General features: G+C 34.5%; 27 protein-coding genes and 1 riboswitch. Of the genes, 24 read left to right on the plus strand and 3 right to left on the minus strand.

Annotated features, from left to right (window positions below; translation table 11 throughout):
• The gene (locus CDIMF43_RS05465) at window positions 1–705 is read left to right on the plus strand and encodes an ABC transporter ATP-binding protein (RefSeq protein WP_109841407.1); all 705 of its coding nucleotides are present in this window, start codon (window positions 1–3) and stop codon (window positions 703–705) included.
• Window positions 706–708: 3 nt separating this feature from the next.
• Complete coding sequence (locus CDIMF43_RS05470) at window positions 709–1,359, plus strand: CBS domain-containing protein (protein ID WP_109841408.1); 651 nt, start codon at window positions 709–711, stop codon at window positions 1,357–1,359.
• A 57-nt stretch (window positions 1,360–1,416) separates the two neighbouring features.
• Here the strand turns inward: CDIMF43_RS05470 and CDIMF43_RS05475 are convergent, their stop codons facing one another.
• Complete coding sequence (locus tag CDIMF43_RS05475; protein WP_109841409.1) at window positions 1,417–2,385, minus strand: Gfo/Idh/MocA family protein; 969 nt, start codon at window positions 2,383–2,385, stop codon at window positions 1,417–1,419.
• Between the two features lie 212 nt (window positions 2,386–2,597).
• Here CDIMF43_RS05475 and CDIMF43_RS05480 point away from each other — a divergent pair, with 212 nt between their 5' ends.
• From CDIMF43_RS05480 to CDIMF43_RS05555, 16 genes are all read left to right on the plus strand, one after another.
• Entirely contained in the window at window positions 2,598–3,629 is a 1,032-nt protein-coding gene (locus CDIMF43_RS05480) for an AI-2E family transporter (protein WP_109841410.1), read from the plus strand.
• A 479-nt stretch (window positions 3,630–4,108) separates the two neighbouring features.
• Window positions 4,109–4,642, plus strand: a complete 534-nt coding sequence (locus CDIMF43_RS05485) for a hypothetical protein (protein WP_414734973.1) — start codon at window positions 4,109–4,111, stop codon at window positions 4,640–4,642.
• A gap of 127 nt (window positions 4,643–4,769) precedes the next feature.
• Window positions 4,770–5,303 carry a hypothetical protein gene (locus tag CDIMF43_RS05490; protein ID WP_109842338.1) on the plus strand — a complete coding sequence of 178 codons (534 nt, stop codon included), beginning with the start codon at window positions 4,770–4,772 and terminating at the stop codon, window positions 5,301–5,303.
• A 13-nt stretch (window positions 5,304–5,316) separates the two neighbouring features.
• Window positions 5,317–6,642, plus strand: a complete 1,326-nt coding sequence (locus CDIMF43_RS05495) for a hypothetical protein (RefSeq protein ID WP_233218295.1) — start codon at window positions 5,317–5,319, stop codon at window positions 6,640–6,642.
• Window position 6,643: 1 nt separating this feature from the next.
• On the plus strand, window positions 6,644–6,949 hold the full coding sequence (locus CDIMF43_RS05500; RefSeq protein WP_109841412.1) for a hypothetical protein: 306 nt from the start codon (window positions 6,644–6,646) through the stop codon (window positions 6,947–6,949).
• Window positions 6,950–6,966: 17 nt separating this feature from the next.
• A complete protein-coding gene (locus CDIMF43_RS05505; protein WP_109841413.1) occupies window positions 6,967–7,230 on the plus strand; it encodes a hypothetical protein in 264 nt (87 codons plus the stop codon).
• 427 nt (window positions 7,231–7,657) lie between these two features.
• A complete protein-coding gene (locus CDIMF43_RS05510; RefSeq protein WP_074401970.1) occupies window positions 7,658–8,191 on the plus strand; it encodes a hypothetical protein in 534 nt (177 codons plus the stop codon).
• A gap of 428 nt (window positions 8,192–8,619) precedes the next feature.
• On the plus strand, window positions 8,620–9,375 hold the full coding sequence (locus tag CDIMF43_RS05515) for a M15 family metallopeptidase (protein WP_109841414.1): 756 nt from the start codon (window positions 8,620–8,622) through the stop codon (window positions 9,373–9,375).
• Window positions 9,376–9,413: 38 nt separating this feature from the next.
• Window positions 9,414–10,046 carry a glycoside hydrolase family 73 protein gene (locus CDIMF43_RS05520; RefSeq protein ID WP_227001198.1) on the plus strand — a complete coding sequence of 211 codons (633 nt, stop codon included), beginning with the start codon at window positions 9,414–9,416 and terminating at the stop codon, window positions 10,044–10,046.
• 88 nt (window positions 10,047–10,134) lie between these two features.
• A complete protein-coding gene (locus tag CDIMF43_RS05525) occupies window positions 10,135–10,830 on the plus strand; it encodes a beta/alpha barrel domain-containing protein (RefSeq protein WP_109841415.1) in 696 nt (231 codons plus the stop codon).
• A 21-nt stretch (window positions 10,831–10,851) separates the two neighbouring features.
• Window positions 10,852–11,172 (plus strand): putative heavy metal-binding protein, encoded by a 321-nt coding sequence (locus tag CDIMF43_RS05530; protein WP_109841416.1) that lies wholly within the window; start codon window positions 10,852–10,854, stop codon window positions 11,170–11,172.
• A gap of 138 nt (window positions 11,173–11,310) precedes the next feature.
• Complete coding sequence (gene pbp4, locus CDIMF43_RS05535) at window positions 11,311–13,338, plus strand: penicillin-binding protein PBP4(5) (protein ID WP_233218296.1); 2,028 nt, start codon at window positions 11,311–11,313, stop codon at window positions 13,336–13,338.
• Between the two features lie 66 nt (window positions 13,339–13,404).
• Window positions 13,405–14,046 carry a DNA alkylation repair protein gene (locus CDIMF43_RS05540; RefSeq protein WP_109841418.1) on the plus strand — a complete coding sequence of 214 codons (642 nt, stop codon included), beginning with the start codon at window positions 13,405–13,407 and terminating at the stop codon, window positions 14,044–14,046.
• 194 nt (window positions 14,047–14,240) lie between these two features.
• Window positions 14,241–14,341: riboswitch (purine riboswitch) on the plus strand.
• Window positions 14,342–14,459: 118 nt separating this feature from the next.
• On the plus strand, window positions 14,460–15,044 hold the full coding sequence (locus CDIMF43_RS05545) for a xanthine phosphoribosyltransferase (protein WP_074401977.1): 585 nt from the start codon (window positions 14,460–14,462) through the stop codon (window positions 15,042–15,044).
• A gap of 53 nt (window positions 15,045–15,097) precedes the next feature.
• Window positions 15,098–16,360, plus strand: coding sequence for a nucleobase:cation symporter-2 family protein (locus tag CDIMF43_RS05550; RefSeq protein WP_233218340.1), 1,263 nt, complete (start codon window positions 15,098–15,100; stop codon window positions 16,358–16,360).
• 61 nt (window positions 16,361–16,421) lie between these two features.
• A complete protein-coding gene (locus tag CDIMF43_RS05555) occupies window positions 16,422–16,997 on the plus strand; it encodes a DUF2179 domain-containing protein (RefSeq protein WP_152877661.1) in 576 nt (191 codons plus the stop codon).
• 73 nt (window positions 16,998–17,070) lie between these two features.
• Here CDIMF43_RS05555 and CDIMF43_RS05560 read toward each other — a convergent pair whose 3' ends face one another.
• Window positions 17,071–17,517, minus strand: coding sequence for a VOC family protein (locus CDIMF43_RS05560; protein WP_109841420.1), 447 nt, complete (start codon window positions 17,515–17,517; stop codon window positions 17,071–17,073).
• 117 nt (window positions 17,518–17,634) lie between these two features.
• On the opposite strand from CDIMF43_RS05560, the gene CDIMF43_RS05565 reads away from it, so the two are divergent.
• The 6 genes from CDIMF43_RS05565 (at window position 17,635) to tuf (ending at window position 23,979) form a co-directional block, all read left to right on the plus strand.
• Complete coding sequence (locus CDIMF43_RS05565) at window positions 17,635–18,579, plus strand: helix-turn-helix transcriptional regulator (protein ID WP_109841421.1); 945 nt, start codon at window positions 17,635–17,637, stop codon at window positions 18,577–18,579.
• Window positions 18,580–18,685: 106 nt separating this feature from the next.
• Window positions 18,686–19,174: a 5-(carboxyamino)imidazole ribonucleotide mutase gene (gene purE / locus CDIMF43_RS05570; RefSeq protein WP_199198153.1), complete on the plus strand. Its 489-nt coding sequence runs from the start codon at window positions 18,686–18,688 to the stop codon at window positions 19,172–19,174.
• Window positions 19,161–20,288 carry a 5-(carboxyamino)imidazole ribonucleotide synthase gene (gene purK, locus CDIMF43_RS05575; protein WP_414734734.1) on the plus strand — a complete coding sequence of 376 codons (1,128 nt, stop codon included), beginning with the start codon at window positions 19,161–19,163 and terminating at the stop codon, window positions 20,286–20,288. The genes purE and purK overlap by 14 nt, the downstream gene beginning before the upstream one ends.
• Before the next feature lie 14 nt (window positions 20,289–20,302).
• Window positions 20,303–21,601: an adenylosuccinate lyase gene (gene purB / locus CDIMF43_RS05580; protein ID WP_074401982.1), complete on the plus strand. Its 1,299-nt coding sequence runs from the start codon at window positions 20,303–20,305 to the stop codon at window positions 21,599–21,601.
• Window positions 21,602–21,900: 299 nt separating this feature from the next.
• The gene (locus CDIMF43_RS05585) at window positions 21,901–22,665 is read left to right on the plus strand and encodes a DUF817 domain-containing protein (RefSeq protein WP_109841422.1); all 765 of its coding nucleotides are present in this window, start codon (window positions 21,901–21,903) and stop codon (window positions 22,663–22,665) included.
• 126 nt (window positions 22,666–22,791) lie between these two features.
• On the plus strand, window positions 22,792–23,979 hold the full coding sequence (gene tuf / locus CDIMF43_RS05590; RefSeq protein WP_109841423.1) for an elongation factor Tu: 1,188 nt from the start codon (window positions 22,792–22,794) through the stop codon (window positions 23,977–23,979).
• A 45-nt stretch (window positions 23,980–24,024) separates the two neighbouring features.
• On the opposite strand, the gene gloA is transcribed toward tuf, so the two are convergent.
• Window positions 24,025–24,405, minus strand: coding sequence for a lactoylglutathione lyase (gene gloA, locus CDIMF43_RS05595; RefSeq protein ID WP_109841424.1), 381 nt, complete (start codon window positions 24,403–24,405; stop codon window positions 24,025–24,027).
• Between the last annotated feature and the right edge of the window lie 68 nt (window positions 24,406–24,473).

Genomic DNA, 24,473 nt, shown 5'->3' on the forward strand with positions numbered 1-24,473 from the left:
ATGTTAAAAGTATCCGATTTATCAGTTCATTATGGAGTAATTCAAGCAATTAACAAGATTAATTTTGATGTTCAGGAAGGCGAAATCGTGTCGTTGATTGGTGCCAACGGGGCTGGGAAATCAACGATTTTAAAAGCAATTACAGGCTTACATCGAAGCAGTCAAGGAGAGATTCTCTTTAAAAATCAAGCCATTCAAAAAGCTACGACTAAAAAAATTGTGGAAGCAGGCATTTCTCTTGTTCCGGAAGGACGCCATGTTTTCAGCGGTATGACCGTTTTAGAAAATCTTGAGTTAGGTGCTTATTTAAGAAAAGATAAAGCTGAAATCAAAAAAGACCTCGAACACATCTATGATCGTTTTCCTGTTTTAGCCGAACGAAAGAAACAAGATACCGCTACATTATCAGGTGGTGAGCAACAAATGGTAGCAATGGGGCGAGCAATGATGTCTCGACCAAAGTTGTTGCTTCTCGACGAACCGTCAATGGGGCTAGCGCCTATCTTCATTAAAGAGATTTTTAATATTATCGAAGCTATTAATCAACAAGGAACGACAGTGCTTTTGATTGAACAAAATGCGAAAGCCGCTCTTTCAATAGCTGATCGAGGATACGTTCTTGAAACTGGAAAAGTTGTATTAACAGGAACAGGAAAAGAATTATTAGCCAGCGATGAAGTTCAAAAAGCTTATCTAGGAGGGTAACCAATGGATGTCCATACGTATATGTCAAAAGAAGTGATTACCATTTCGCAAGATACAAAAATTTTAGAAGCATTGGATGTGATGAAGGCCCATAAAATCCATCGCTTGCCAGTAGTTGAAAAGGGGCAGTTAATTGGGTTAGTAACAGAAGGTGTAATTCAACAAAATTCACCATCTACTGCAACCAGCTTAAGCATTCATGAATTAAACTATCTGTTGACTAAAACGACGGTTAAGGAAATTATGCTAACCGATGTTCAAACGATTTCCCCAAATGCTTTACTAGAAGAGGCTGCGGTAAGAATGCGAGAGAATCAGATTAGTGTCTTACCAGTCGTTGAAAACCAAAATCAAGTAGTGGGAATCATCACAGAAAAGGATATTTTTGATGCATTTATTGATTTACTAGGTTATTACAATCAAGGCTGTCGCGTTGTAGTAGATATTCCAGAAGATCATACTGGTATTTTAGAAAACATTACTCACTTATTTGCCACAGAAAAGATGAGTATCGATCAAATTGCCGTATATCGTAAGACTGGGTTAACGCAAGTCGTGATTCAAGTGGCAAGTACCGATGATGCGAAAATTAAAGAGATGTTAACCCAGCAGCACTACCATGTAAGTTCGTGTCTTTTGAAAAATGGAAAATAAACTAAAAATCATAGGATGTATCGGTCTCGCACCAATACATCCTATGATTTTTTAGTTTTATTCAAAGTCGTAATGTAATCCCCATCGTTCACGAACGGTATCCATTATAGTTAAGACATCGTATGAAAGTGGTAAGAAAGGATCTTTTTTATTTGCTAATATCCAATCTGTCAGGGCAGTAGCCTCGTAATTTAACGCCTCTCCACTATTTCCAGCTTCAATAAGTTCTGTTTTTCCATCAGGTCGAGTTAATGTCGCTGACGTTGCACGAGGGTAATCATCTACAGTGATGTACCCATCTTCGCAAGCGATGATCCCACGTTTTGGCATTTTCGCACGGAAGGTAAGTGAGACAACAGCCATCTCATTGTCTTTATTTTTTAAAATAATCCCTGATTGCTCATCTACTCCTGTTTCAAATAGATTCATAGTAGTTAAGATTTCATGTGGCTGACTATTTAAAAAGAAACGAGTAAAAGATAATGCATAGGTGCCGATATCAAGTAAAGCACCACCAGCGAGGGCTTTATTGTAAAAACGATTAGTAGGATCAGTTTCCTTTAAGCTACCAAATGACACTTGAAGCATTTTTAATTTTCCAATGGTTCCACCATCTATAAGTTCTTTTAATTTATGGTAAAGCGGCATATGGTAAATCGTCATAGCTTCTGATAAAATCAAGTGTTTTTCAGCTGCCAAATCCATAGCGGCTTTTAATTGTGTGCCATTCATTGTAATGGCTTTTTCACAAAGAACGTGTTTGCCTGCCTGAAGACTCTTCATAATCAAGTCGTAGTGATGACTGTGGGGTGTTGCAATGTACACGATGTCGATGGCTTGATCATTTAATAGTTCGTCGTAATTGCCATAAGCGTTTTCAATTTGATGCTTTTCTGTAAATGCTTTTGCTTTTTCAAGAGAACGTGACCCCGCTGCATAAAGCGTAGCGTTTGGTGCCTTAAAGCTAGTGGCAAAGCTACTTGCGATATCCCCTAAACCTAGTATTGCCCAGTTGACTGTTTTCAATATAAAAACCTCCTAAGAATGAAGATAAATCAATCATCTTTCAGCATCATTGTAACAAAAGAACTAGTTAATTCATAGTATAAAAAATGGGCTGAATCATTCCTTTTTCAATAATCAATTAAAGAAATTACTAAAATCGTCTTGATTTTCTCAAAAACGATTTTCTTATAGTGTCTCATAGGTTAGAATAGAAATGAAGGGGTTGAAGGTGAATGACAACATGGGAGAAGTTTAGACAAAATGCGTCACTAAGACGTTTTGTCGTTTTTTTAGTAATTTGTTTGGTTTTGTACTTAATTAAAGAAGTTTTAAGTTTGATTTTATTAACTTTTATTTTCACCTATTTAGTAATGCGGTTAGTAAAATCAATTCAAAAACGAGTTAAAATATCCCCTAAGATTATTGTGGTGGTTACGTATTTATTGATTGTTTCTTTATTTTATTTTGCAGTGACACACTACGTACCAAAACTAATTTCTCAAACGGGACAAATGATTGAATCAGTTTACCATTTTTATGAAAAACCACATAATAATAGTGTGATTTTAGATTGGATCGGTCGAAATTTAGATAGTGCAGAAATAAAAGATCAAGTGAAATCGGGAATTGCATTGATCTTTAGTTATATTACAAGCATTGGCTCAATGAGTTTAACGTTCGTTTTATCTTTCATTTTAAGCTTTTTCTTTTCAGTAGAAGAAGAGCGTGTTGCGAGTTTTAGTAAGTTATTTTTCAAAAGTAAAATTGGGTGGTTTGCTAAGGACGTCGCTTATTTAGGTGGGAAATTTATTGATACTTTTGGAGTTGTGATTGAAGCGCAATTCTTAATTGCGATTGTGAATACAGTGATTACGATGATAGGGTTATACATTTTAGGCTTTCCTCAATTATTAACATTGGCGATTATGGTCTTTATTTTAAGTCTAATTCCAGTAGCTGGAGCCTTTATCTCTTGTATTCCTTTAAGTCTGATTGCCTATACAGTTGGTGGTTTCCAAGATGTGCTTTATGTCCTAGGTATGATTTGTATCGTGCACATGCTTGAATCCTATGTCTTAAATCCTAAATTAATGTCTTCAAAAACAGAGCTTCCTATTTTTTATACCTTTATTATTTTAATGTTTTCTGAACGATTCTTTGGAGTCTGGGGATTGATAGTTGGAATTCCAATTTTCATTTTCTTATTAGACTTACTGGATGTAAAAACGATTCGCCGTAAACTGACTAAAAAAGAAAGTTTCTGAAGTTTCTAATTTTTATTTACAGCTATTAAATAAAGTGAAAGTCCAAGTTAGTAAGTGAACCATTCTTACTAGCTCGGGCTTTTTTGTTTTATTAAAAATATATAATGAATTCCCCTTAAAAAGAATTTAATTAATTTTAGTACAACTATTTTAATTCTTGTTGATTTATGTTTAAATAATAAAGAACGACAGTTTTTTTTAGTTGTTAAAGGAAGGTTTTTTTAATGGGAATAATTCAAAGTACCTTAAGACAAAAGTATTTTTTAGTAAGTGAGCTAAAAACGCTATACAATTATCCTTATTTACTCAAGCTAGTTTAAGTTCAAAAACGTCACCTACGAATGTATAAAATAGGAAGAAAACTATGGATAAATACAAGGAAATTTTCATAAATTCACTCGACCACTATTCATCAAATAGTCGGAGAAAACGTTGTTAATAGAAAAAACCGAGAAAAGGAAGGATTATCCATTATGCAGATGAAAAAGAAATTGATAGTAGTTATGATTGTAGGCATACTATTCATGCTGTCGATTATAGTAGGAAGAAAGTATTTGGATAAAAAATCAGCAGAAAAAGAATATCAAAATGGCGTGGAATTAATTCAAAATTACGTAACAGATTACCTAGTCCACAACTACGAAGGTATTGAAAAAATTGAATGGCAAGGTGTTGGAATTGAGTGGCGAAATTCACCAATATACGGGACGTCACTGTTTGGAAATTATGTAAATAGTAAAGTAAAGATATTTGTTTCTAAAGATAATTATTTTACTGTAAGATTTACTCTGACAGATGAAACTGACTATGACAATGTCTTAAAAAGATATGTTGAATCAAACTCTTTAAATCCTGAAAATACAGATTTTTCTATTAAATCAGATTTAGAAAATACAATCTACAGCTTGAGTCAAGTTGAAAAAGAAGAGTTTAATAAATTAAAAAAATCTAGTAAGGGAAGTCAAGATGCTAAGGTGGTTTATAATTTAAGCATTCATGAATTGAAACATTAGGAGATTTGAGTTTATGAGTAACGAAATCACTATATAAATTGGAAGTAGCCAAGTTAATTTTTGAAAAATTGGGTGCATACTAATCTCACACTTCATAAGAGGAGAGGACGTTTTATCGATGTTAGAAATGAACAAGAAGTGGATACTAGTTATAATTATAGGAATAGTAACTATGGTGTTAATCATTGGAGGGAAAAAGTATATGGATAAAAAATCCGCAGAAAAAGAATATCAAGATGGTGTGGAATTAATTCAAAATTACGTAACAGATTACCTAGTCCACAACTATGAAGGTATTGAAAAAATTGAATGGCAAGGTGTCGGTGTAGAATGGCGTAATTCCAAAACTAGGGGATCTTCTTTGTTTGGAAATTATATAAATAGTTATGTAAAAGTATATATATCTAGAAAACAGTATTGTCAAGTAGGATTTACACTATCTGACGAAACTAACTATGATAATAATTTGAAGAAGTATGTCTTATTAAATTCATTGAATCCTGAAAATATAGATTCGCTTCTTGAAATGGAGATAAGAAATACCACTAGACATTTAAATGCAGAAGACAAACTTCATTTTAAAAAAATTGAAAAATCGAGTAAAGGCAGTCCAAATGCCAAAATTGTTTATAATTTAGATATCCATGAACTAAAATATTAGGAGGAATGAACCTATGAGTATCGAAATAACAAGTGAAGTTTTAGCTGCTACTATTGATAAAACTAAAGATTTTGTTCAAAATAAAAATAGTGGTGATGAATTCAAATTAAACATAGGAAATGAAAAACAAAATTATTACATCGTAAACAAAGCAGCAAGTGATACTAACAATCAACTAAACGCTATGGCTATCGCCCCTATTATGGAAAATGGCAAGCCTGACTATAATAATGTGGGGGTAGTATTCGCAGGAACCAATATGCCACAAGAAAAAGGCGCAAGTGGATTTGGAACGGCCATCGATTCGGGTTTTGGCGGTCTTTCTGGTGAATACAAATTAGCAGAAGATTTCTTAAAGGAGACACAAAAAAAAGTCGCAAAGCAAAATGGGAACATTACCGATGTCGCAGGCTTTAGTCAATCAGGTGGCTATATGATGAAAATGGCTGCGGAGCATGGACGAGTGAGTGGTTTTAAAACAACTAGTTTTGATGACTGGGGCAAACAACAATTTGATACATTGACAAAAAAAGAACAAGAGTGGCTAAAAGAAAATCCAGCATTTCTATTACGTTATCAAAATGATTCATGGGCTGATTTGCCAGCGCGTGATCATGAATATGGGAATATCCTAACAATTATAGGAATCGGTGATCATAATACTCTTTCAAAATACTTTGATGGGGATTCATTAAATTTGGACCGTTTAGCAAAAGATGGTATTTTTGCCCCTCATATGACAAAAAAACAAGTAGAAGAAGCAGCGAAAAATTGGGCGAAGACACATGGCGATTGGAATCCATTTACAAATGATAATGATGAAGCTATTAATCGAGTAAAAGAATATTTAAAAATGTATGGAGCCTATGCTACAGAGGATTTCAGTATTAAAATGACCACATTAAGTAAGTTGAAATTAGCGTTAACTGCAAGTGGCGGAGGGCTTTCTTCTTCTGAAAAGATTTATTTAGACAGCCAAGAAGCATTGTTTTTTGTTGAGAAAGCAACTTCAAACTTTAAAATTGCAACAGAACAAATTGTCAAAATTTATCAAAACGCTATGAAAGAAGCACAGGAATTATGGCGAGCAACACTATCTGAAGCAAGGAATAAAGGTTCTTTACTGGAAGAATGGGAAATACAGGAGACTTTAGATAGGATAGGGTGCACAGATAAGAAAATTGTGACAGATTCATGTGAAATCTATCAAAGAAAATTAGATAAAATCAAACAAATAGAAAAGAAATTCATTGAATTAGTCACTAAAATTAAAGAGAAAATTGCTGAAATTATTCAAAGAGACAGTGAATTAGCCCAACAACTTAAAGGAGTTAATTGATATGGAATTAGAAGAAGAATTCGCTTCGGAATATAAAAATAATAGACGGCAGTTAGAGGAAGAAGAAGAATTTATTAAAACATTCAAACGAAAGGGTGATCAAGCTCTCGAACAGGCTTATCATGAACTAAGTATCCAAGCTAGAAACAATGACTTAGATGCCCAGACAATAGCCTTTATCCGTCAAGAAATCTTCAAAGCACAAGAAGATTACGAAGAAATAATAGGTCAAGAGAGAAAAAATGTAATCCAAAGATTAGATAATAATGAACTGGAATACCGACAAAAGCTAAGACAAAATAACTAAGACAGGAGGTCCCCTCTGTGACAGAAATAGTAGAAAAAGCGTTCGAGGAATTACAAAAAAAATTACAAAAAATCACTATTATGGGTATTGCGATTAATAAAATAGGTATTAGCTCAAAAAATCAAAAACAGGTAGAAAAAATAGGAGAAACGGAATTGGAAAACATAAAAGCCACTTTGAGTAGTTCCTCGAAAAGTTTGGAGCATGCTATAAAAGGACATTTTGGAAAAAAACTAACAGAAGTACTCGACAAACAAAAACAAACATTAGATGATTTTTAAAAAATTTTTGATTAAAAAACAGTGCCAGTTCATTCCTACTTAATTTTTAATGCTAATTTCATAAGACATAGGCATTCTTGAAATAGAAACTCCAACTAATATTGAACTAGATAAAGAAACTTTTTTAGTTCTTACAGAGTACAAACAGGGGAGAGTAATTTAGAATGATGTAAAGAACTTCTAAGATGAAGTTCTTTTTTTATTATTTATGAATTCAAACATAATATTCTCAAAAAAAATGTGTTCTTTAGCTAATTTGATAGTTAGTAACTAGGTGTAACTTTTAATAGAAGGTCTAAAAAATAATTTTAAAACTAGTAAAAAAGTCATTTTCCGCTATCGTTTTAGTTGTAAATTCACTTATTAAGTGTAAAATAAAGGTAGTTGTAGCAATCATTTAACTTTTTATTCTAAGGAGGAACCAATGATGAATCAAGCACTTGTTAGAATTGTTTTAATGGCTATTAAGGAAAAATATGTAAGTGAAAAGGCATTTTATAAAGATCAATTAGGAATCACCCCTCAAAGTTGGGATCGCTGGAAAAAAGGCGAGCAAGGACTGAAAAGTGAAAATATGCAGAAAATCGCTCGATTGTTTACGGAATACGAATGGATGCTTGTTCAAAAAGTCTGCCGAAATGCGACAATTTTACCAGAAGTCGAAGCCAATCCAGTCACTGAATTTCAATCAATCAAATTTCATGTTGCAAAAAAATGGGTAGATACTGGAGTAGCAACGCTTAAATTCAAACAATCCAATCAAAAGACAAATCAATCATCTCAATTAAAACCAGCCGTAACAACACTAAGCATTGAAATGAATTATGATTTTTGGAGCTATAAAGATCGAATTGAGTTGCGTTTGCCAGGTGTGATTCAGCAGCAGATCGAAACAGAAAAACAAGATTTACTAGAATGGTTTAATGAAAATATTGAAGAAGAGTTTAAAATAATTGAATAACATTTGTAAAAAAGGGATTTGTGAATAATAACAAATCTCTTTTTCATTTAAATAATGAAAGGAAGTCATTTGCTTATTAAAAAATTAACTTTTTAATGGTATGATAGCTCTAGATGTTTAATAGTAAAAATTATTTTATTTAAAAGTGGAGATATTCTGATAAGTTTTACTTTAGCAAATGGATTTAAAATAACAACCTTAATAAATATTGTTGAAAGTCCGATGGATCTTTTTTTTGACAAAGTTTCTAATAATATGGTAGTTTTAAAACAGTCGTATTTATTAAACCAATCCGCCTACAGAATAGCTCCTATTAAAATAGTTATTGAAAAAATATCTCGAACTGTTTATTGCTCTGCTTGTTTATGAACAACATACATAAATAACTTGCGCATAAAATTTGAATAAGAGAATTGGAGTTTTAAGTTATGTACAAAAAAGTATCAATCGCGTTATTAAGTTTAACAATTCTAAGTGGATGTCACTTATCTGGAACAACTTCAGAAACTACTAAAGACACTTCCCATTCAAAAGAAATCGCCAAAGACACAGCAACAAAAACAAAGAAACAAGAAGCTCCTTTACCTAATGTTTCTTCAAATGATTGGAATTTAATTTTAGTCAACAACGACCACCCGATGGAAGCGATTGAAACACCGTTGAAGGTATTACCAAACGGGTTACAAATTGATGAACGCATGGAAACGGATTACAATGCTTGGATGAACGCAGCCAAAGAAGCTGGTTTTAATATGGTATTAGTTTCTAGCTATCGTTCATATGATTTACAAAAACAAGTATACAATCAATCCATTTCAGACAATCAAAGTCAAGGAATGAGTTACGAGGATGCTGTTGCTGAAACAAAAAAATATGTTGCTTTTCCTGGCTCAAGCGAACACCAAACGGCTTTAGCAATTGATATTGTTGACGATGAATGGTTGGCAACAGGAAAAGGATTGATTCCTGAATACGATCAAACAGCCTCTCAAAAATGGCTTGTTCAAACAATGAAAGAGTATGGCTTTATTTTAAGATTTCCTAAACACAAAGAAGATCTTACTAAAATCAGTTATGAATCTTGGCATTTTAGATATGTTGGAAAAGAAAATGCTGCCTACATTATAGATCATGATTTATCGTTAGAAGAATATATTACCAAACTGCAAGCTGCAGGAAAATAATACATTCGAATGAAACTTAATAGAAAGGAGAGAGTTTGTTGGTAAAAAAGAAAAACAAATTTGCATTCTTTGGAAAGAAACGCACGATTTTCCCAAGTTATATCGTAGCCATCTTATTTATTGTGACCCTTATTTTTTTCGGCACTCTTTCTCTTCTTTCTAAGGTTTCGCCAAAAGAAGAAGCGACTGTTGAAATGAGCCAAGAAGAACAGTTTATTCAAAAAATCGCTAGTCATGCACAAGTTCTCTACCAACAATATCAAGTATTGCCTAGTATCAGTATTTCCCAGGCAATATTAGAGTCGGATTGGGGAACAAGTGAATTGTCAACGTTGAACAATAATTTCTACGGAATCAAAGGAACAGATGAACGCAATACGGTTCTAATGACTACAAAAGAATTTGAAAATGGACAATGGATTGAAATCAACGCACGTTTTAGAAAGTATGAAGACTGGAAAGAGTCCATGGAAGATCACGCAAAACTCTTTGTTAATGGAACAACTTGGAATGCAGATCAATATGCGACTGTTAGAGCTGCTAAAAATTATCAAGAAGCAGCCCATGCTTTGCAAGCCTCCGGATACGCAACAGATCCAGACTACCCAGCTAAATTAATCGAATTGATTCAACAGTACAAGCTTGATCAGTATGACCAAAAAGAACTTTAAAAATTTATTTTTTAGAGTTCTTTTTTTTGTTTTTCAATAGCTTCTTTTCTGTAAAACAAGTAAAATAGAATTACAAAGGAGTGATACAATGCAAACTAAACAAGAACAAAACATTCCAACGATTACAACGGATTTACGAAAAGATATTATTACTGTTCCAAAGTCTATTAGTCAAGCTAGTGGTATTCGTATTTTTGGAAAATTGATTCGATCTATTATTTTTACAACAGATATCGCCATTATTTGCAACAATGATGCAGATGCAGTAATTGCTGTGTATCCTTTTACGCCTCATCCAGCAATTATTCAAAGTATTACTTTAGCAGCGAATATTCCTGTATTTTCAGGTGTTGGCGGTGGACTTACTCATGGAAAAAGATCGGCGAATATCAGTTTGTTTGCTGAAGCCCAAGGATCATTAGGAGTCGTAGTGAACGCGCCAACGCCTACAAGTACGATTAAAGAAATCAGCGACAATATCGATATTCCCATTATTGGAACCATCGTTTCAGAATTTACAGATATTAAAGAAAAAATTACTGCCGGTATCAGTATTTTAAATGTGAGTGGGGGTACCCAGACGGCTAAAATGGTAAAAAAAATCCGAGAAGACTTTCCTGATATCGCTATTATTGCTACAGGTGGACCAACGGAGGCCTCCATTCTTGAAACAATAGAAGCAGGAGCCAATGCCATCACTTATACACCACCATCAAATGGCGTTTTATTTAGTAAAAAAATGGAGAAATATCGTGATCAAGAAGAAGCTCATTATCAAGAATAGATAAAGAAGGAGGAAGGGAAAATGATTATTACAACAACCAATTCAGTTGAAAATCAAACAATTAAAAGCTACGAAGGCATCGTATTTGGTGAAGTGATTTCAGGTATCAATATGCTAAAAGATATGGGGGCAGGCCTTCGCAATATTTTTGGCGGACGCTCACAAGGATATGAGAACGAATTGCTAAATGCTCGTACTGAAGCGTTGAAAGAAATGGAAGAACGAGCTAAAACAATGGGATCCGATGCTGTTATTGGAGTGAAGATGGATTACGAAGTATTAGGTGCTGATAACGGAATGTTGATGGTAACTTGTAGTGGTACAGCAGTTAAATCAAATTAAACATATGAAAAATTAGAGGAAAAAGTACAAATCCAACTCTAATTTTTTTATTTCTTAACAAATTATTTACTATCAATCCCTATTTTATTGACTTATAATAAAATAGAGAATGTTTAAATTGAAAGGAAGTTGATGGTTGTGGGAGAGTTTCGTAGTCAAGAAAAAAAGCCAACTAAACTAGGATTGATTATTGGTGCAGTGGTTTTAGTTGTTGCTATCATTGGAGGAACAAGTTATTATTTTTGGAGTAATAGTCACAAAGATGAAAAGGCGGCGAATGATGCAGCGAAGCAATTTACGACTGCTTTAAAAAAGCAAAATTTTAAAAAGGTAAGTCAATTAGCATCTCCTCAGTCTCTAAAAACAGTCAATTATACAAAAACCAGTTTAACTGATAAATACACAACGATTTTTGATGGCATTGGAGCCAGCACTATTGAAATCAACGATTTAAAAGTTGAACCTGTTAAAAAAAATGAAGAATATAAAATGAGTTACACAATGAAAGTTACAACTAGTTTAGGTGAGTTGAAACCAGAAAAACACGAGGCTAAGCTGACGAAAGCAGGAGATGCTTATCTAGTAGATTGGGATGCCCATTTGATTTTTTCTAAAATGGAAGCAACGGATAAAATCAGTGTGACCACCACAACAGCGACTCGTGGAGAAATTCTTGATAAAAATGGAGAACCCTTAGCCAATCTTAAAAAAATTCCAGAAGCGGGTATCGTCCCCAATGATTTAGGGGAAGGCGATGCGAAAACCGAAGCAATTAAAAACATCAGTGAAAAACTGAGTGTGCCAGTTGAAACGATTGAAAAAAAATTAAATGCAGGTTGGGTAAAACCTGAATTATTAGTTCCAATCAAAACGATGAAAGCAGGGGATACACCGGTTATTCCAGGTGTTCAATATACCTTAAAAGAAATGCGCAATTACCCTCTTAATGAAGCTGCTGCGCATTTAATTGGTTATGTCGGGGAAGTTTCAGCAGAAGACATTGAAAAAAATAAAGCCTTAAATGCTGGAGATATTATTGGGAAGTCGGGATTAGAAGCAGCTAAAGATAAAGAATTACGTGGTAAAAATGGCGGGCGCATTGTTATCAACGACAAAGACCAAAATTTAAAAGCAGTTCTTCAAGAAGTGGATAAAGTCGAAGGTCAGACGATCAGCTTGACAATCGATAGTAAGATTCAAAAGCAAGCTTATGACCAAATTCAAGGTCAAAAGGGGTCAGCAGTAATGATGAATCCAACTGATGGTTCTTTAATGGCTTTAGTAAGCAGTCCATCTTATGATGCTAATTTAATGACAAGTGGCATTTCATCAGCAGAGTACGACCAATATGCAAATGACAAAAATTTACCATTCTTAGCTAGATACGCTAGTAATTATGCGCCAGGTTCGACGTTCAAAACAATTACTGCAGGAATTGGGTTAGATGCAGGAATCACTACACCAGATAAAACCCATGATATTAGCGGATTAAAATGGCAAAAAGACTCCTCTTGGGGGGATTATTTTGTCACCCGAGTAAGCGACGTGCCAACCGTTAACATGACACAAGCTCTTGTTTATTCTGATAATATTTATTTTGCCAAAGAAGGTTTAGAAATGGGCAAAGAAACCTTTGAAAAAGGATTAAACAAATTTATTTTTGGTGAAACGTTAGACTTGCCAATTGCGATGGATCCAGCACAAGTAGCCAATAAAAAAGGCCTTAATAGCGATATCTTATTGGCAGATACAGCTTACGGACAAGGTCAATTGCTAATGAGTCCGATTCAACAAGCTGTGTCCTACACGCCTTTTGCAGACAACGGTCAAATCATGTATCCAAAATTACAATCCGATCAAAAAACAGTTGAATCAAAACAAGCGATCACGGATAAATCTGCTACAATTGTAAAAGATGCGTTGATTGAAACAGTGAATTCACCGCAAGGAACCGCTCATACCTTAGCAATTCCAGGGCATCAAATTGCCGCTAAAACCGGAACCGCTGAATTAAAAGAAAAGCAAGACACTAAAGGAGACGAAAATGCGTTCTTACTAGCCTTTGACGCTGACAATAACAATTATTTATTAGTAGCGATGCTAGAAGGCGGAACGAGTCGAGATGTTATTTCAAGAATGCGTCCTGTTCTTGAAGGTATGTATTAAAAAATAACAAAAGCAGTTATCTTTTCTAAGGTAGCTGCTTTTCTATCTATGAAAAAGGAGAAATAGATGATAAAAGTTGAATTGATTCAAAATCCAATCAAGCAAGAAGCGATGGCGAAATACATGAAAAATCAGTTTCCATTTGCAGGAATAAGCGCACCCCTTAGAAAAAGCCAATCTAAAGAGATGTTAAAAGAAAGTAAAACTTGGCCAATTCAAGAAGTTTTATCAGAAGTTAAACGCTACTATGGGCTAGAAAGTCGCGAATATCAGTATATTGCAATTGATTTATTGCAACAAAACATCAAGCGACTCAGCTATGAAGAGTTCGCCCCCTTATTTTACTTAGTGACGGAAAAGGCGTGGTGGGATTCTGTAGATTCATTAAGGGCAGTTATTTCAAGATGGTGTCTAGTAAATCCAGAAAAATTTGATTTAGTATTTCAGCATTTTACAACAAGTGAAAATTTTTGGAATAGACGAGTGGCAATCAATTTGCAGCTAGGCTACAAGGAAAAAACACAAACAAATTATCTGCAAGCAGCCATTGTTCAAGATATTGATACGAATGAATTTTTTATTCAAAAAGCCATTGGCTGGTCACTTAGAGATTATAGTAAAAACAACCCGGATTGGGTAAGAAAGTTTATTTCAGAAACGCCCCATTTAAGTTCATTAGCTGTTCGAGAAGGGTCGAAGTATCTTTGATAAAGGCGAATATTAAAACAAGACATTTTTTTAATGTCTTGTTTTTAATTATTCTTCAAAGAGAACGTTTTCAGCTAATTTCCATCAAATTAGTGTTGCTCTTTTAGGGTTTGTGTGTTAATTTAATAGAAATAGAAATCCTATATTTACTAGTTTAAATCATTAAAATAAAATTGGATTGTTGGTCTTTTGAGGAACATCCTTCAATAAAAACTTATATAATAGCCAAAATAAGGTTGGCGAGTATCTACCCAGAACCGTAAATTACTGGACTATAAGTAAAGAAATGAATGAACAGTTTGACTGTGTTTTTTCTTTGCTTTGGTAAAAAAGCAAAGGAAAGACACAGTTTTTATTTTTTTAATTTAAGCACTAAATTTAGGCGATTTAACAAAAAAAGGAGTTTATCAAACATGAAATTATTAGAAGACCGTATTTTAACAGATGGCGTTGTCCTTGGGGAAGATGTATTGAAAGTAGACAATTTTTTAAATCATCAAATTGATCCAGTATTGATGCAAGAAATTGGCAATGAATTTGCACGTATTTTTAAAGACCGAGGAATCAACAAAATAATTACAATCGAGTCTTCTGGTATCGCTCCAGCAGTATTTGCAGGTCTTAAAATGGAAGTTCCTGTTATTTTTGCAAGAAAACACAAAAGCTTAACATTAACTGACAACTTATACAGCGCGAGTGTCTATTCCTTTACAAAAAATGTTACAAATGAAATTGCGGTCTCTAAAAACTTTTTAGATGCTTCTGATAATGTGTTATTGATTGATGACTTTCTAGCAAATGGACAAGCTGCAATTGGCTTGATTGATATTTGTAAACAAGCAGGTGCGAAAGTAAGTGGTATGGGAATCGTGATTGAAAAATCTTTCCAAAAAGGTCGCCAAATTGTTGAAGAAAGTGGTATCGATATTGCATCACTAGCTCGAATTGAAGCATTTGTAGATGGCAAAGTAACCTTTGTGAAAGAGGAGGAAGCATAATCGTGTTATCAAATGGAAAAGCAGCAGCTTTAGGATTGCAACATGTTTTAGCTATGTATGCTGGGGCGGTTATTGTACCTCTTTTAATAGGTGGAGCGTTAGGTTTTAATGAAACGCAAATGACGTATTTAGTTTCCATTGATATTTTTATGTGTGGCGTAGCGACACTTCTACAATTAACAGTTAACAAATTTTTTGGAATTGGACTACCGGTTGTATTGGGTTGTGCAATTCAAGCAGTATCCCCTTTAATTTTAATTGGATCTAACCAAGGAATCAGCGCAATGTATGGATCAATCATTGTAGCAGGAGTTTTTATTTTATTGATTTCTGGTATTTTTTCAAAGGTCAAACGATTTTTCCCACCGGTTGTAACCGGAACGGTCATTACTGTAATTGGTCTAACCCTAATCCCTGTTGCGATTGAAAAAATGGGTGGCGGATTAAAAACAGCGGCAAATTTTGGCGACAGTCAATTTTTAATTTTATCCTTTTTAACGGTAGCGGTTATCTTGGGTGTTCAAGTGTATGGCGTTGGGTTTATGCGGTCAATCGCCGTGTTAATTGGTTTATTAGTTGGAACGATTGTAGCTGCAATGATGGGCTTAGTTAGTCTAGCTCCTGTTTTACATGCTACATGGTTTCATATGCCAACACCATTTTACTTTGGCACTCCAACGTTTGAATGGTCTTCTATTGTGACGATGATTCTTATTTCGTTGGTGAGCATGGTAGAATCAACAGGTGTTTATTTTGCACTTGGTGAAATTACTGAAAAAGATATTAGCGAAGATGACTTGAAACGCGGCTATCGAGCTGAAGGGTTAGCTGTTTTATTAGGTGGAATTTTTAATACATTCCCCTATACCGGATTTTCTCAAAATGTAGGGCTAGTTCAATTATCGGGTATTAAAAACCGTAAACCAATTTATTTTTCAGCTGGCTTTTTGATTTTACTAGGATTATTGCCTAAGATTGGCGCGATTGCCACTATTATTCCTGAACCAGTTCTTGGTGGAGCCATGTTGGTTATGTTTGGTATGGTTGCAATTCAAGGCATTCGTATGTTAGTGAAAGTTGATTTTAGGGTAGATGCAAATCTATTGATTGTTGCGGTGTCAGTTGGGTTAGGACTAGGTGTTACAGTTGTACCTGATTTATTCAAACAATTTCCAGCAACCGTGCAATTGTTTACAGGTAACGGAATTGTCGTAGCAAGTATCACATCAATTGTATTGAATTTAATTTTAAATCCAAAAAGTTTGAAACAAACCAATCGAGTGGTGGGCAGTGAATTTGCTGAAACTGGAAAATAAAAATAAAAACAGTGAAGAGAATGATTTCTTTTCATTGTTTTTTTTGTTTCTTTTCTTTATCATGGAGGTTGTAAGGAAAGAAGGTTTTAAAGTGGGAATTGATTTAAAAATAATTGGCATGATTTTTGTGATTAACTTTTGTTACATCACACTTAACACCATTCGATTTATGCTAACAATGAAAGGGTATCGTTTAATCGCACCAATTGTCAGCGTATTTGAGGTTACAATTTATGTTTTAGGACTAAGTATGGTCTTAAATCGGTTGGATAATCCTTGGAATTTGGCAGCCTATGCAATTGGTTATGGTGTCGGAGTTGCAGTTGGTATTAAAATTGAAGAATATCTAGCTTTAGGTTATATTATGGTCACTGTGATTATTCCAGATGTAGAAAGCAACGTTCCAGAAGAATTAAGAAATCTGGGGTACGGGGTAACAATGAATTATGCTTATGGACGTGAAGGTGAGCGGATGATTTTAGAAATATTAAGTCCTCGTAAAACCGAAAGACTTCTCTATAAAGAAATTCATAAACTAGAACCAAAAGCATTCGTCATTTCCTATGAACCTAAATATATTAGTGGAGGCTTTTGGACTAAAAAAGTTCGAAAAAGAAGAAAAGCCATGCAAGATTAAAACACATAAAAACGAAGTCAGACATGAAAAAATGTCTGACTTTTTTTCATGTCATGAAATAGATCATTAAGATCTATAAACGATCATCATGGTTTAACTGAATAAGAACCCCAAATGGATCTTGAATAACGCCGTATGCCTCACTAAAGGCATTGCTAGATAAAGGAACAAGCACCTTTACTTGTGGTGCACTCACTAAGCTAGTATAAAACTGTTGAATTTGTTGCAAATCAGCACTTTGAATACATAAAGAAAGGTTGTTTCCAATTTGAAAAGGGTGTTCCAAGTCCATATTTTCTTCAGCAATCATGACTTTGGTTTTGCCAATTGTTAAAACAGAGTGAGAAATAAACTGTTTATTTTCTTCGGTTACTAGGAGAGAAGAGTCACGCTTCGCCATTTCCTCATAAGTGATTTTAAATTGTTCCTTGGCATGGAAGTGTTTTTTGTAAAAAGTGATGGCCTCTTGTGCTTGGCCATTCATTGAAAGAAAAATGCCGATTTCTAACGATTGATTCATCCTAAAAAACTCCTTTTTATTTTATTGATAATCGCTTCATTTAGTTGATTGATTATCTTGACTTCAGTATAGTAGATAAAGAGGTCAAAACATGACACCTTTTAAAGGAGCAGAAGAATGAAAAAATCAGAACGGTTAAATGATATGATTCGATACTTGAATGATCGCTCTTTCTTTAACTTGAAAGAGCTAATGGAGCGTTATACCATTTCCAAAAGTACGGCACTTCGTGATGTGCGTTCTTTGGAAGAGTTGGGAATGCCCATTTACACTGAGTATGGACGCTATGGAAAATATGGTATTTTGCAAAATAGACTCTTATCGCCAATTTTATTTACGATTGATGAAATTTATGCTCTTTATTTTGCGATGCTTACATTAGAAGCATATCAATCCTCACCATTTCATTTAAGTGTAAAAAAATTGAATGAAAACTTTGAAAACTGTTTATCGAAAGAGCAATTGCACCATCTTCATAAAATGAAGAAGGTTCTTAATTTTGAATCATACCCACACCCTAATGTGAGTTCTTTTTTAGATCAAATTTTAGAAAGTATTTTAACTGGAAATGAGTGTACTGTTAGTTATTTAAAAGGAGAAGTGGAACAAGTTTATTCTGTCCAATTCTTTAAAATATCGGCTAAATTTGGACAATGGTATGTTAGTGGAATTAATTTGAAAACAAAGCGCATGATTGTTTTTAGAGGTGATAAAATAACTAGTTTTGATGTGGGAACGACACCTTCATCATTTCTTTCAGAAGACTTATTACAGTTATCTATTCACCAACAGACGAAATTAGGAACAGATTTTGAAGTTGAGATAAAAGAACAAGCTAAGGATCTATTTTACAAAGAAAATTACCCATCTATGAAGTTGATCGAAACCGATAAAATTATAATTAAGGGAAGCTACCAACAGCATGAAGAGCCTTTTATTGCTAATTATTTATTACGATATGGAGAGACTATTTTGGCTATTAGGCCTCCAGCATTAAAAAAAATAGTTGAAAATAGAATAAACGAGTTAGCAAAATATTATCAAAACGTAAAACAAGCTTAAAAGCGAACGATTTATTAAAAAATAGATATAATATTCGATAATAATTGACTCCTTTACACGGCCTTGTTAAAATCAAAGAGAAGAGATTGGATGAGGGGGAAATAAGTTGATCAATGAAGTCGCTGTTATTATGGGAAGTACTTCTGACTGGGAAACAATGCAATACGCGTGCAAAATTTTAGATGAATTTAAGGTTCCATATGAAAAAAAAGTGGTTTCCGCTCATCGAACACCCGACTATATGTTTGAATTTGCAGAAACGGCTCGCTCTAAGGGGATTAAAGTGATTATTGCTGGTGCAGGAGGTGCGGCTCATCTACCAGGAATGGTGGCGGCAAAAACAACGTTACCTGTAATCGGAGTCCCAATGGAATCAAAAAGTTTAAAAGGAATGGACTCCCTGCTTTCAATTGTACAAATGCCAGCCGGGGTTCCAGTAGCAACAGTTGCGATTGGAAAACCAGGAGCCACAAACGCTGGATTATTAGCTTTACAAATGTTGTCAATGACAGATGAGGCAATTACTGATAAACTAAATAAGAGAAGAAAAGAAATAAAAGAAAAAGCAATGGAAAGTAGTGATGAACTTGTCTAATCTGATCGTTCCAGGAAAAACAATCGGAATCATTGGTGGGGGACAACTTGGGCGCATGATGACCCTATCCGCTAAAGAAATGGGTTACCGAGTAGGAGTCTTAGATCCAGAAGCTAATTGTCCAACTGCCCAAGTAGCAGATTGGCAAATTATAGCAAAATATAACGATGCAGAAGCATTGATGGAATTGGCTTTAAAATGTGATGTTATTACCTATGAATTTGAGAATGTTGACGTAGATGCATTAAGTAAAATTGAATCTATTGTGAAAGTTCCACAAGGTAGCGATTTATTATCTATTACACAAGATCGTTTATTAGAAAAAGCGTATCTAGAAGAAAATAATATTAATATTGCTCCTTATGCGACGATTATTGATTTAGAAGATATTCGTTTAGCTATTGATAGTATTGGGTTTCCTTGTGTCTTAAAAACCATTCGTGGCGGATATGATGGCAAGGGACAAGTCGTTTTATATAGTGAAGAAGACATTCCAAAATGTGAATTTTTACTTCAAACAGGCATTTGTGTCCTAGAAGCATGGATTCCATTTGAACGTGAGTGTTCCGTTATGGTGGCGCGAAACGAAGCAGAAGAAATTACCGTATTTCCAGTTGTAGAAAACTTGCATCGTAAAAATATTTTACATGAAACAATTGCTCCAGCAAGAATTCCTGTAGACGTTGCAGAAGAAGTTAAACGCGTCGCGATTGTGATTGCAGAAAAGTTAGAGTTGGTGGGGGTGTTAGGCATTGAGTTGTTTTTAACTTCAACAGGCACACTCTACGTTAACGAATTAGCGCCTCGTCCGCACAATTCGGGACATTATTCAATTGAAGCTTGTTCATTTTCACAATTTGATGCACACATTCGTGCAATTTGTGGATGGCCATTACCTCAAGTTGACTTGCTCTCACCAGCAGTCATGGTGAATATATTAGGCGAACAAATTGAAGAATCGTTATTTCAAATTTTATTAAAACCAGATTGGCATTTCCACTATTACGGAAAAGGAATTGCAAAACTAGGTCGTAAAATGGGACATATCACAATTTTAACAGAAGACATTGAACGAACATTAGAAACCATCGAAGATACTGGGATTTGGGAATAGGAGCGAATTAAACAATGATAGAACGTTATACAAGACCGGAAATGGGTAAATTATGGACAGATGAAAACCGTTATGATACATGGCTTGAAGTTGAAATACTAGCAGATGAGGCATGGGCGGAACTAGGAGAAATTCCAAAAGCTGATGTAGAAAAAATTCGTAAAAATGCTCGTTTCGACGTAGCAAGAATTTTAGAAATTGAGCAAGAAACAAGACACGATGTGGTGGCCTTTACTCGTGCAGTGTCAGAGTCTCTTGGGGAAGAACGAAAATGGGTTCATTATGGTTTGACAAGCACAGACGTTGTCGACACAGCTTACGGTTATCAATTAAAACAAGTGAATGATCTTCTTCGTCAAGATTTGACTAACTTCTTAACGATCATTGGTGAAAAAGCGAAAGAACATAAAATGACGGTTATGATGGGAAGAACTCACGGCGTTCACGCTGAACCAACAACCTTTGGTTTGAAATTAGCTTTATGGTATTCCGAAATGAAACGCAATATTGAACGCTTTGAACATGCTGCAAAAGGTGTTGAAGCTGGGAAAATTAGTGGCGCTGTTGGAACTTTTGCGAATATCTCTCCCTTTGTTGAGGAATATGTATGTGATAAATTAGGGATAAGAGCGCAAGAAATCTCAACTCAAGTATTGCCTCGTGATTTACATGCAGAATACTTGTCTTCGATTGCATTAATTGCAACAAGTATCGAAAAATTTGCCACTGAAATTCGTGGCTTGCAAAAATCGGAAACCCGCGAAGTAGAAGAATTTTTTGCAAAAGGTCAAAAAGGGTCATCAGCAATGCCTCATAAACGCAACCCAATTGGTTCAGAAAATATGAGTGGCTTAGCTCGTGTGATTCGTGGGCATATGGTAACTGCTTATGAAAACGTAACGTTGTGGCATGAACGTGACATTTCACATTCATCTGCTGAACGGATTATTTTACCTGATGCAACGATCTTATTAGATTATATGTTAAACCGTTTTGGCAATATTGTGAAAAAATTGACCGTTTTCCCTGAAAATATGAAACGCAATATGGATGCAACATTTGGCTTAATATATAGCCAACGAGTATTGTTAAAATTAATTGATAATGGAATGAGTCGTGAAGGAGCCTATGATTTAGTTCAGCCTAAAACAGCTATTTCATGGGACAATCAAGTGCCATTCCGTCCATTATTAGAAGAAGATGCAGAAATTATGTCGATTCTATCAATGGAAGATTTAGACGATGCATTTGACTATCATTACCATTTAAAGAATGTCGATACGATTTTTGAACGTGTTGGTTTAAATAAATAAATCAAAACTTCCCTTTTTAGGGAAGTTTTTTTTATAAAAAAAAGCCACTTGAACTAAATCAAGTGGCTAAAAGGAGTTGGTTCTTTACTTTGGAGGAGTAAAGAAATGAAAAATAAAAAAGTTGGTTGTTGTTTGGTTATAAAGATAGTATAAGCAATAAATAGGAAGAAATCATGATGAAATTGGTACGAATATGTAAAAAAAGTGTGAATTTTTTTTGAATTTATTTTAAATTTAGTTTTATCTTAGTTCTTTCTTTAGAATAAAAAGTGAAAATAGAAAATGAAGGAAGTGGAGAGATGAAGGTTATTAAAGGAGTTACGCAATTTACTTATCAACAGCTACAGTGTTGTTTATTTCCGGCAATTATTGTGATGTCATTAGGAATCACGAAATACATATCTATTGGAACTATACCACGATATGACGTATTGCTTTTTATTTGCATTATGACACAGCTTGCATTGCTTTATTTTAAATTAGAAACAAAAGATGAATTAAAGGTTATTATGCTCTTTCACATCATTGGATTGGTGTTAGAAATATACAAAGTTCAATATGGATCATGGAGTTATCCTGATGCTGGTTTTTGGAAAATTGGTGGGGTACCTTTGTATAGTGGGTTTATGTATTCAAGTATTGGGAGTTATATTTGCAAGGCATGGAAGGTTTTTGACTTAAAAATGAGCAATTGGCCAAACACTAAAGCCGTGATTTTGTTGTGTAGTTTTATTTATTTGAATTTTTTTACCCATCATTTTATGGTTGATATACGGTGGGGGTTAATTGGACTGGTTTTTTGTTTATTTTACCCAACATGGGTGTACTTTACAGTCGGCGACAGTCGTTTGAAGATGCCATTGAGTCTTTCTTTTCTGTGTATTGCTTTTTTTATTTGGGTAGCAGAAAATATTGCCAGTTTTTTTGGAGCATGGGCGTATCCTGATCAGTTAAAACAATGGCGCTTAGTACATCTTGGAAAAATTACAAGCTGGTATTTATTAATTATTATTAGTATTATGATTGTCGCGCAGTTAAAGATGACTAAAAAAGAAATTAAATAATAAACTTACAATAAATAAGTTTAAATGCTTGCAATATTTCCTGAATGGGTGTATAACTATCTTAAGAGTTGGTCAGTGATGGTCAGACTCTAAATAGAGAACATAAACCAAGGAGGTTTGTAAGTTATGGCAAAACAACATTATGAAAGAACAAAAGAGCATGTAAACATTGGAACAATTGGACACGTCGATCATGGGAAAACAACATTAACAGCGGCAATCACATCAGTTTTAGCGAAAAAAGGTCTTGCAAACCCTCAAGATTACGCTAGTATTGATGCTGCTCCAGAAGAACGCGAAAGAGGAATTACCATTAATACAGCTCATGTAGAGTATGAAACAGAAAAACGCCACTATGCTCATATAGATGCACCAGGACACGCAGATTACGTAAAAAACATGATTACTGGAGCAGCACAAATGGATGGCGCAATTTTAGTAGTATCTGCAACAGATGGTCCTATGCCACAAACACGTGAACATATTTTGCTTTCACGTCAAGTTGGAGTAGAAGATTTGATTGTTTTCATCAATAAAGAAGATTTAGTCGATGATCCAGAATTAACCGATTTAGTTGAAATGGAAATTCGTGAATTATTAACAGAATATAAATACCCAGGTGATGACATCCCTGTGATTCGTGGTTCTGCTTTAAAAGCATTAGAAGGAGATCCAGCAGCAGAAGCAAAAATTATGGAATTGATGGATACCGTTGATAGCTACATTCCAACACCAGACCGCGATAATGCAAAACCATTCTTAATGCCAATTGAAGATGTCTTTACGATTACAGGTCGAGGAACTGTCGCAAGTGGTAGAATCGATCGTGGTACCGTTAAAGTTGGCGATGAAGTCGAATTAATTGGATTATTCCCTGAAACGAAGAAAACAACCGTGACAGGAATTGAAATGTTCCGTAAAACACTTGATTTTGGAGAAGCAGGTGACAATGTTGGCATTCTATTGCGTGGTATCGGTCGTGAAGAAATTGAACGTGGTCAAGTATTAGCAAAACCAGGCAGTATTACACCTCATACAAAATTTAAAGGTGAAGTATATGTCTTGTCGAAAGAAGAAGGAGGACGTCATACCCCATTCTTTAATAATTACCGTCCACAATTCTACTTCCACACGACTGATGTAACTGGAGTGATTGAGCTTCCAGCAGGAACTGAAATGGTGATGCCAGGTGATAATGTAACAATTGATGTAACGTTAATTGCACCTATCGCCGTTGAAATGGGAACGAAATTCTCCATTCGTGAAGGGGGTAGAACTGTTGGTGCAGGAGTTGTAACTGAAATTGAAGATTAAAAAAAAAGACACTTTTGAAGAAAATTCAAAAGTGTCTTTTTCTGTTTAGTTAGGAATAACTTCGATTTTATAACCATCTGGATCTGTAATAAAATAATAGCCAAATTCCAAACCAGGCAATCCTTTGAAATCTGTGACATTCAAACCAGCTGCCACTTGTTTTTCATGAAGCTCTTTAATATTATCCACGCCAATAGCAATATGACCATAGCCATTTCCTAAGTCGTAAGCCGTTTCTTGGTCATAATTATAAGTTAGTTCCAACTCATAGTCACTGCTATCAAAAGCGAGATAAACCAGTGTAAATTGATGCTCCGGAAAATCAAGACGACGACTTTCTTTTAAACCCAGTACATTTGTGTAAAAATCAAGAGACTTATCTAAATCTTTAACACGAATACAAGTGTGTAACATTTTTGAAGACATATTGGCAACCCCTTTAAAATTTAATTATTCTTTGTATTTAGAATACAGGGAAATGAGAAATAAAACAA

Origin of the sequence: Carnobacterium divergens (assembly GCF_900258435.1) — a bacterium.
In the GTDB taxonomy this organism is placed as follows: Bacteria; Bacillota; Bacilli; order Lactobacillales; family Carnobacteriaceae; genus Carnobacterium; species Carnobacterium divergens_A.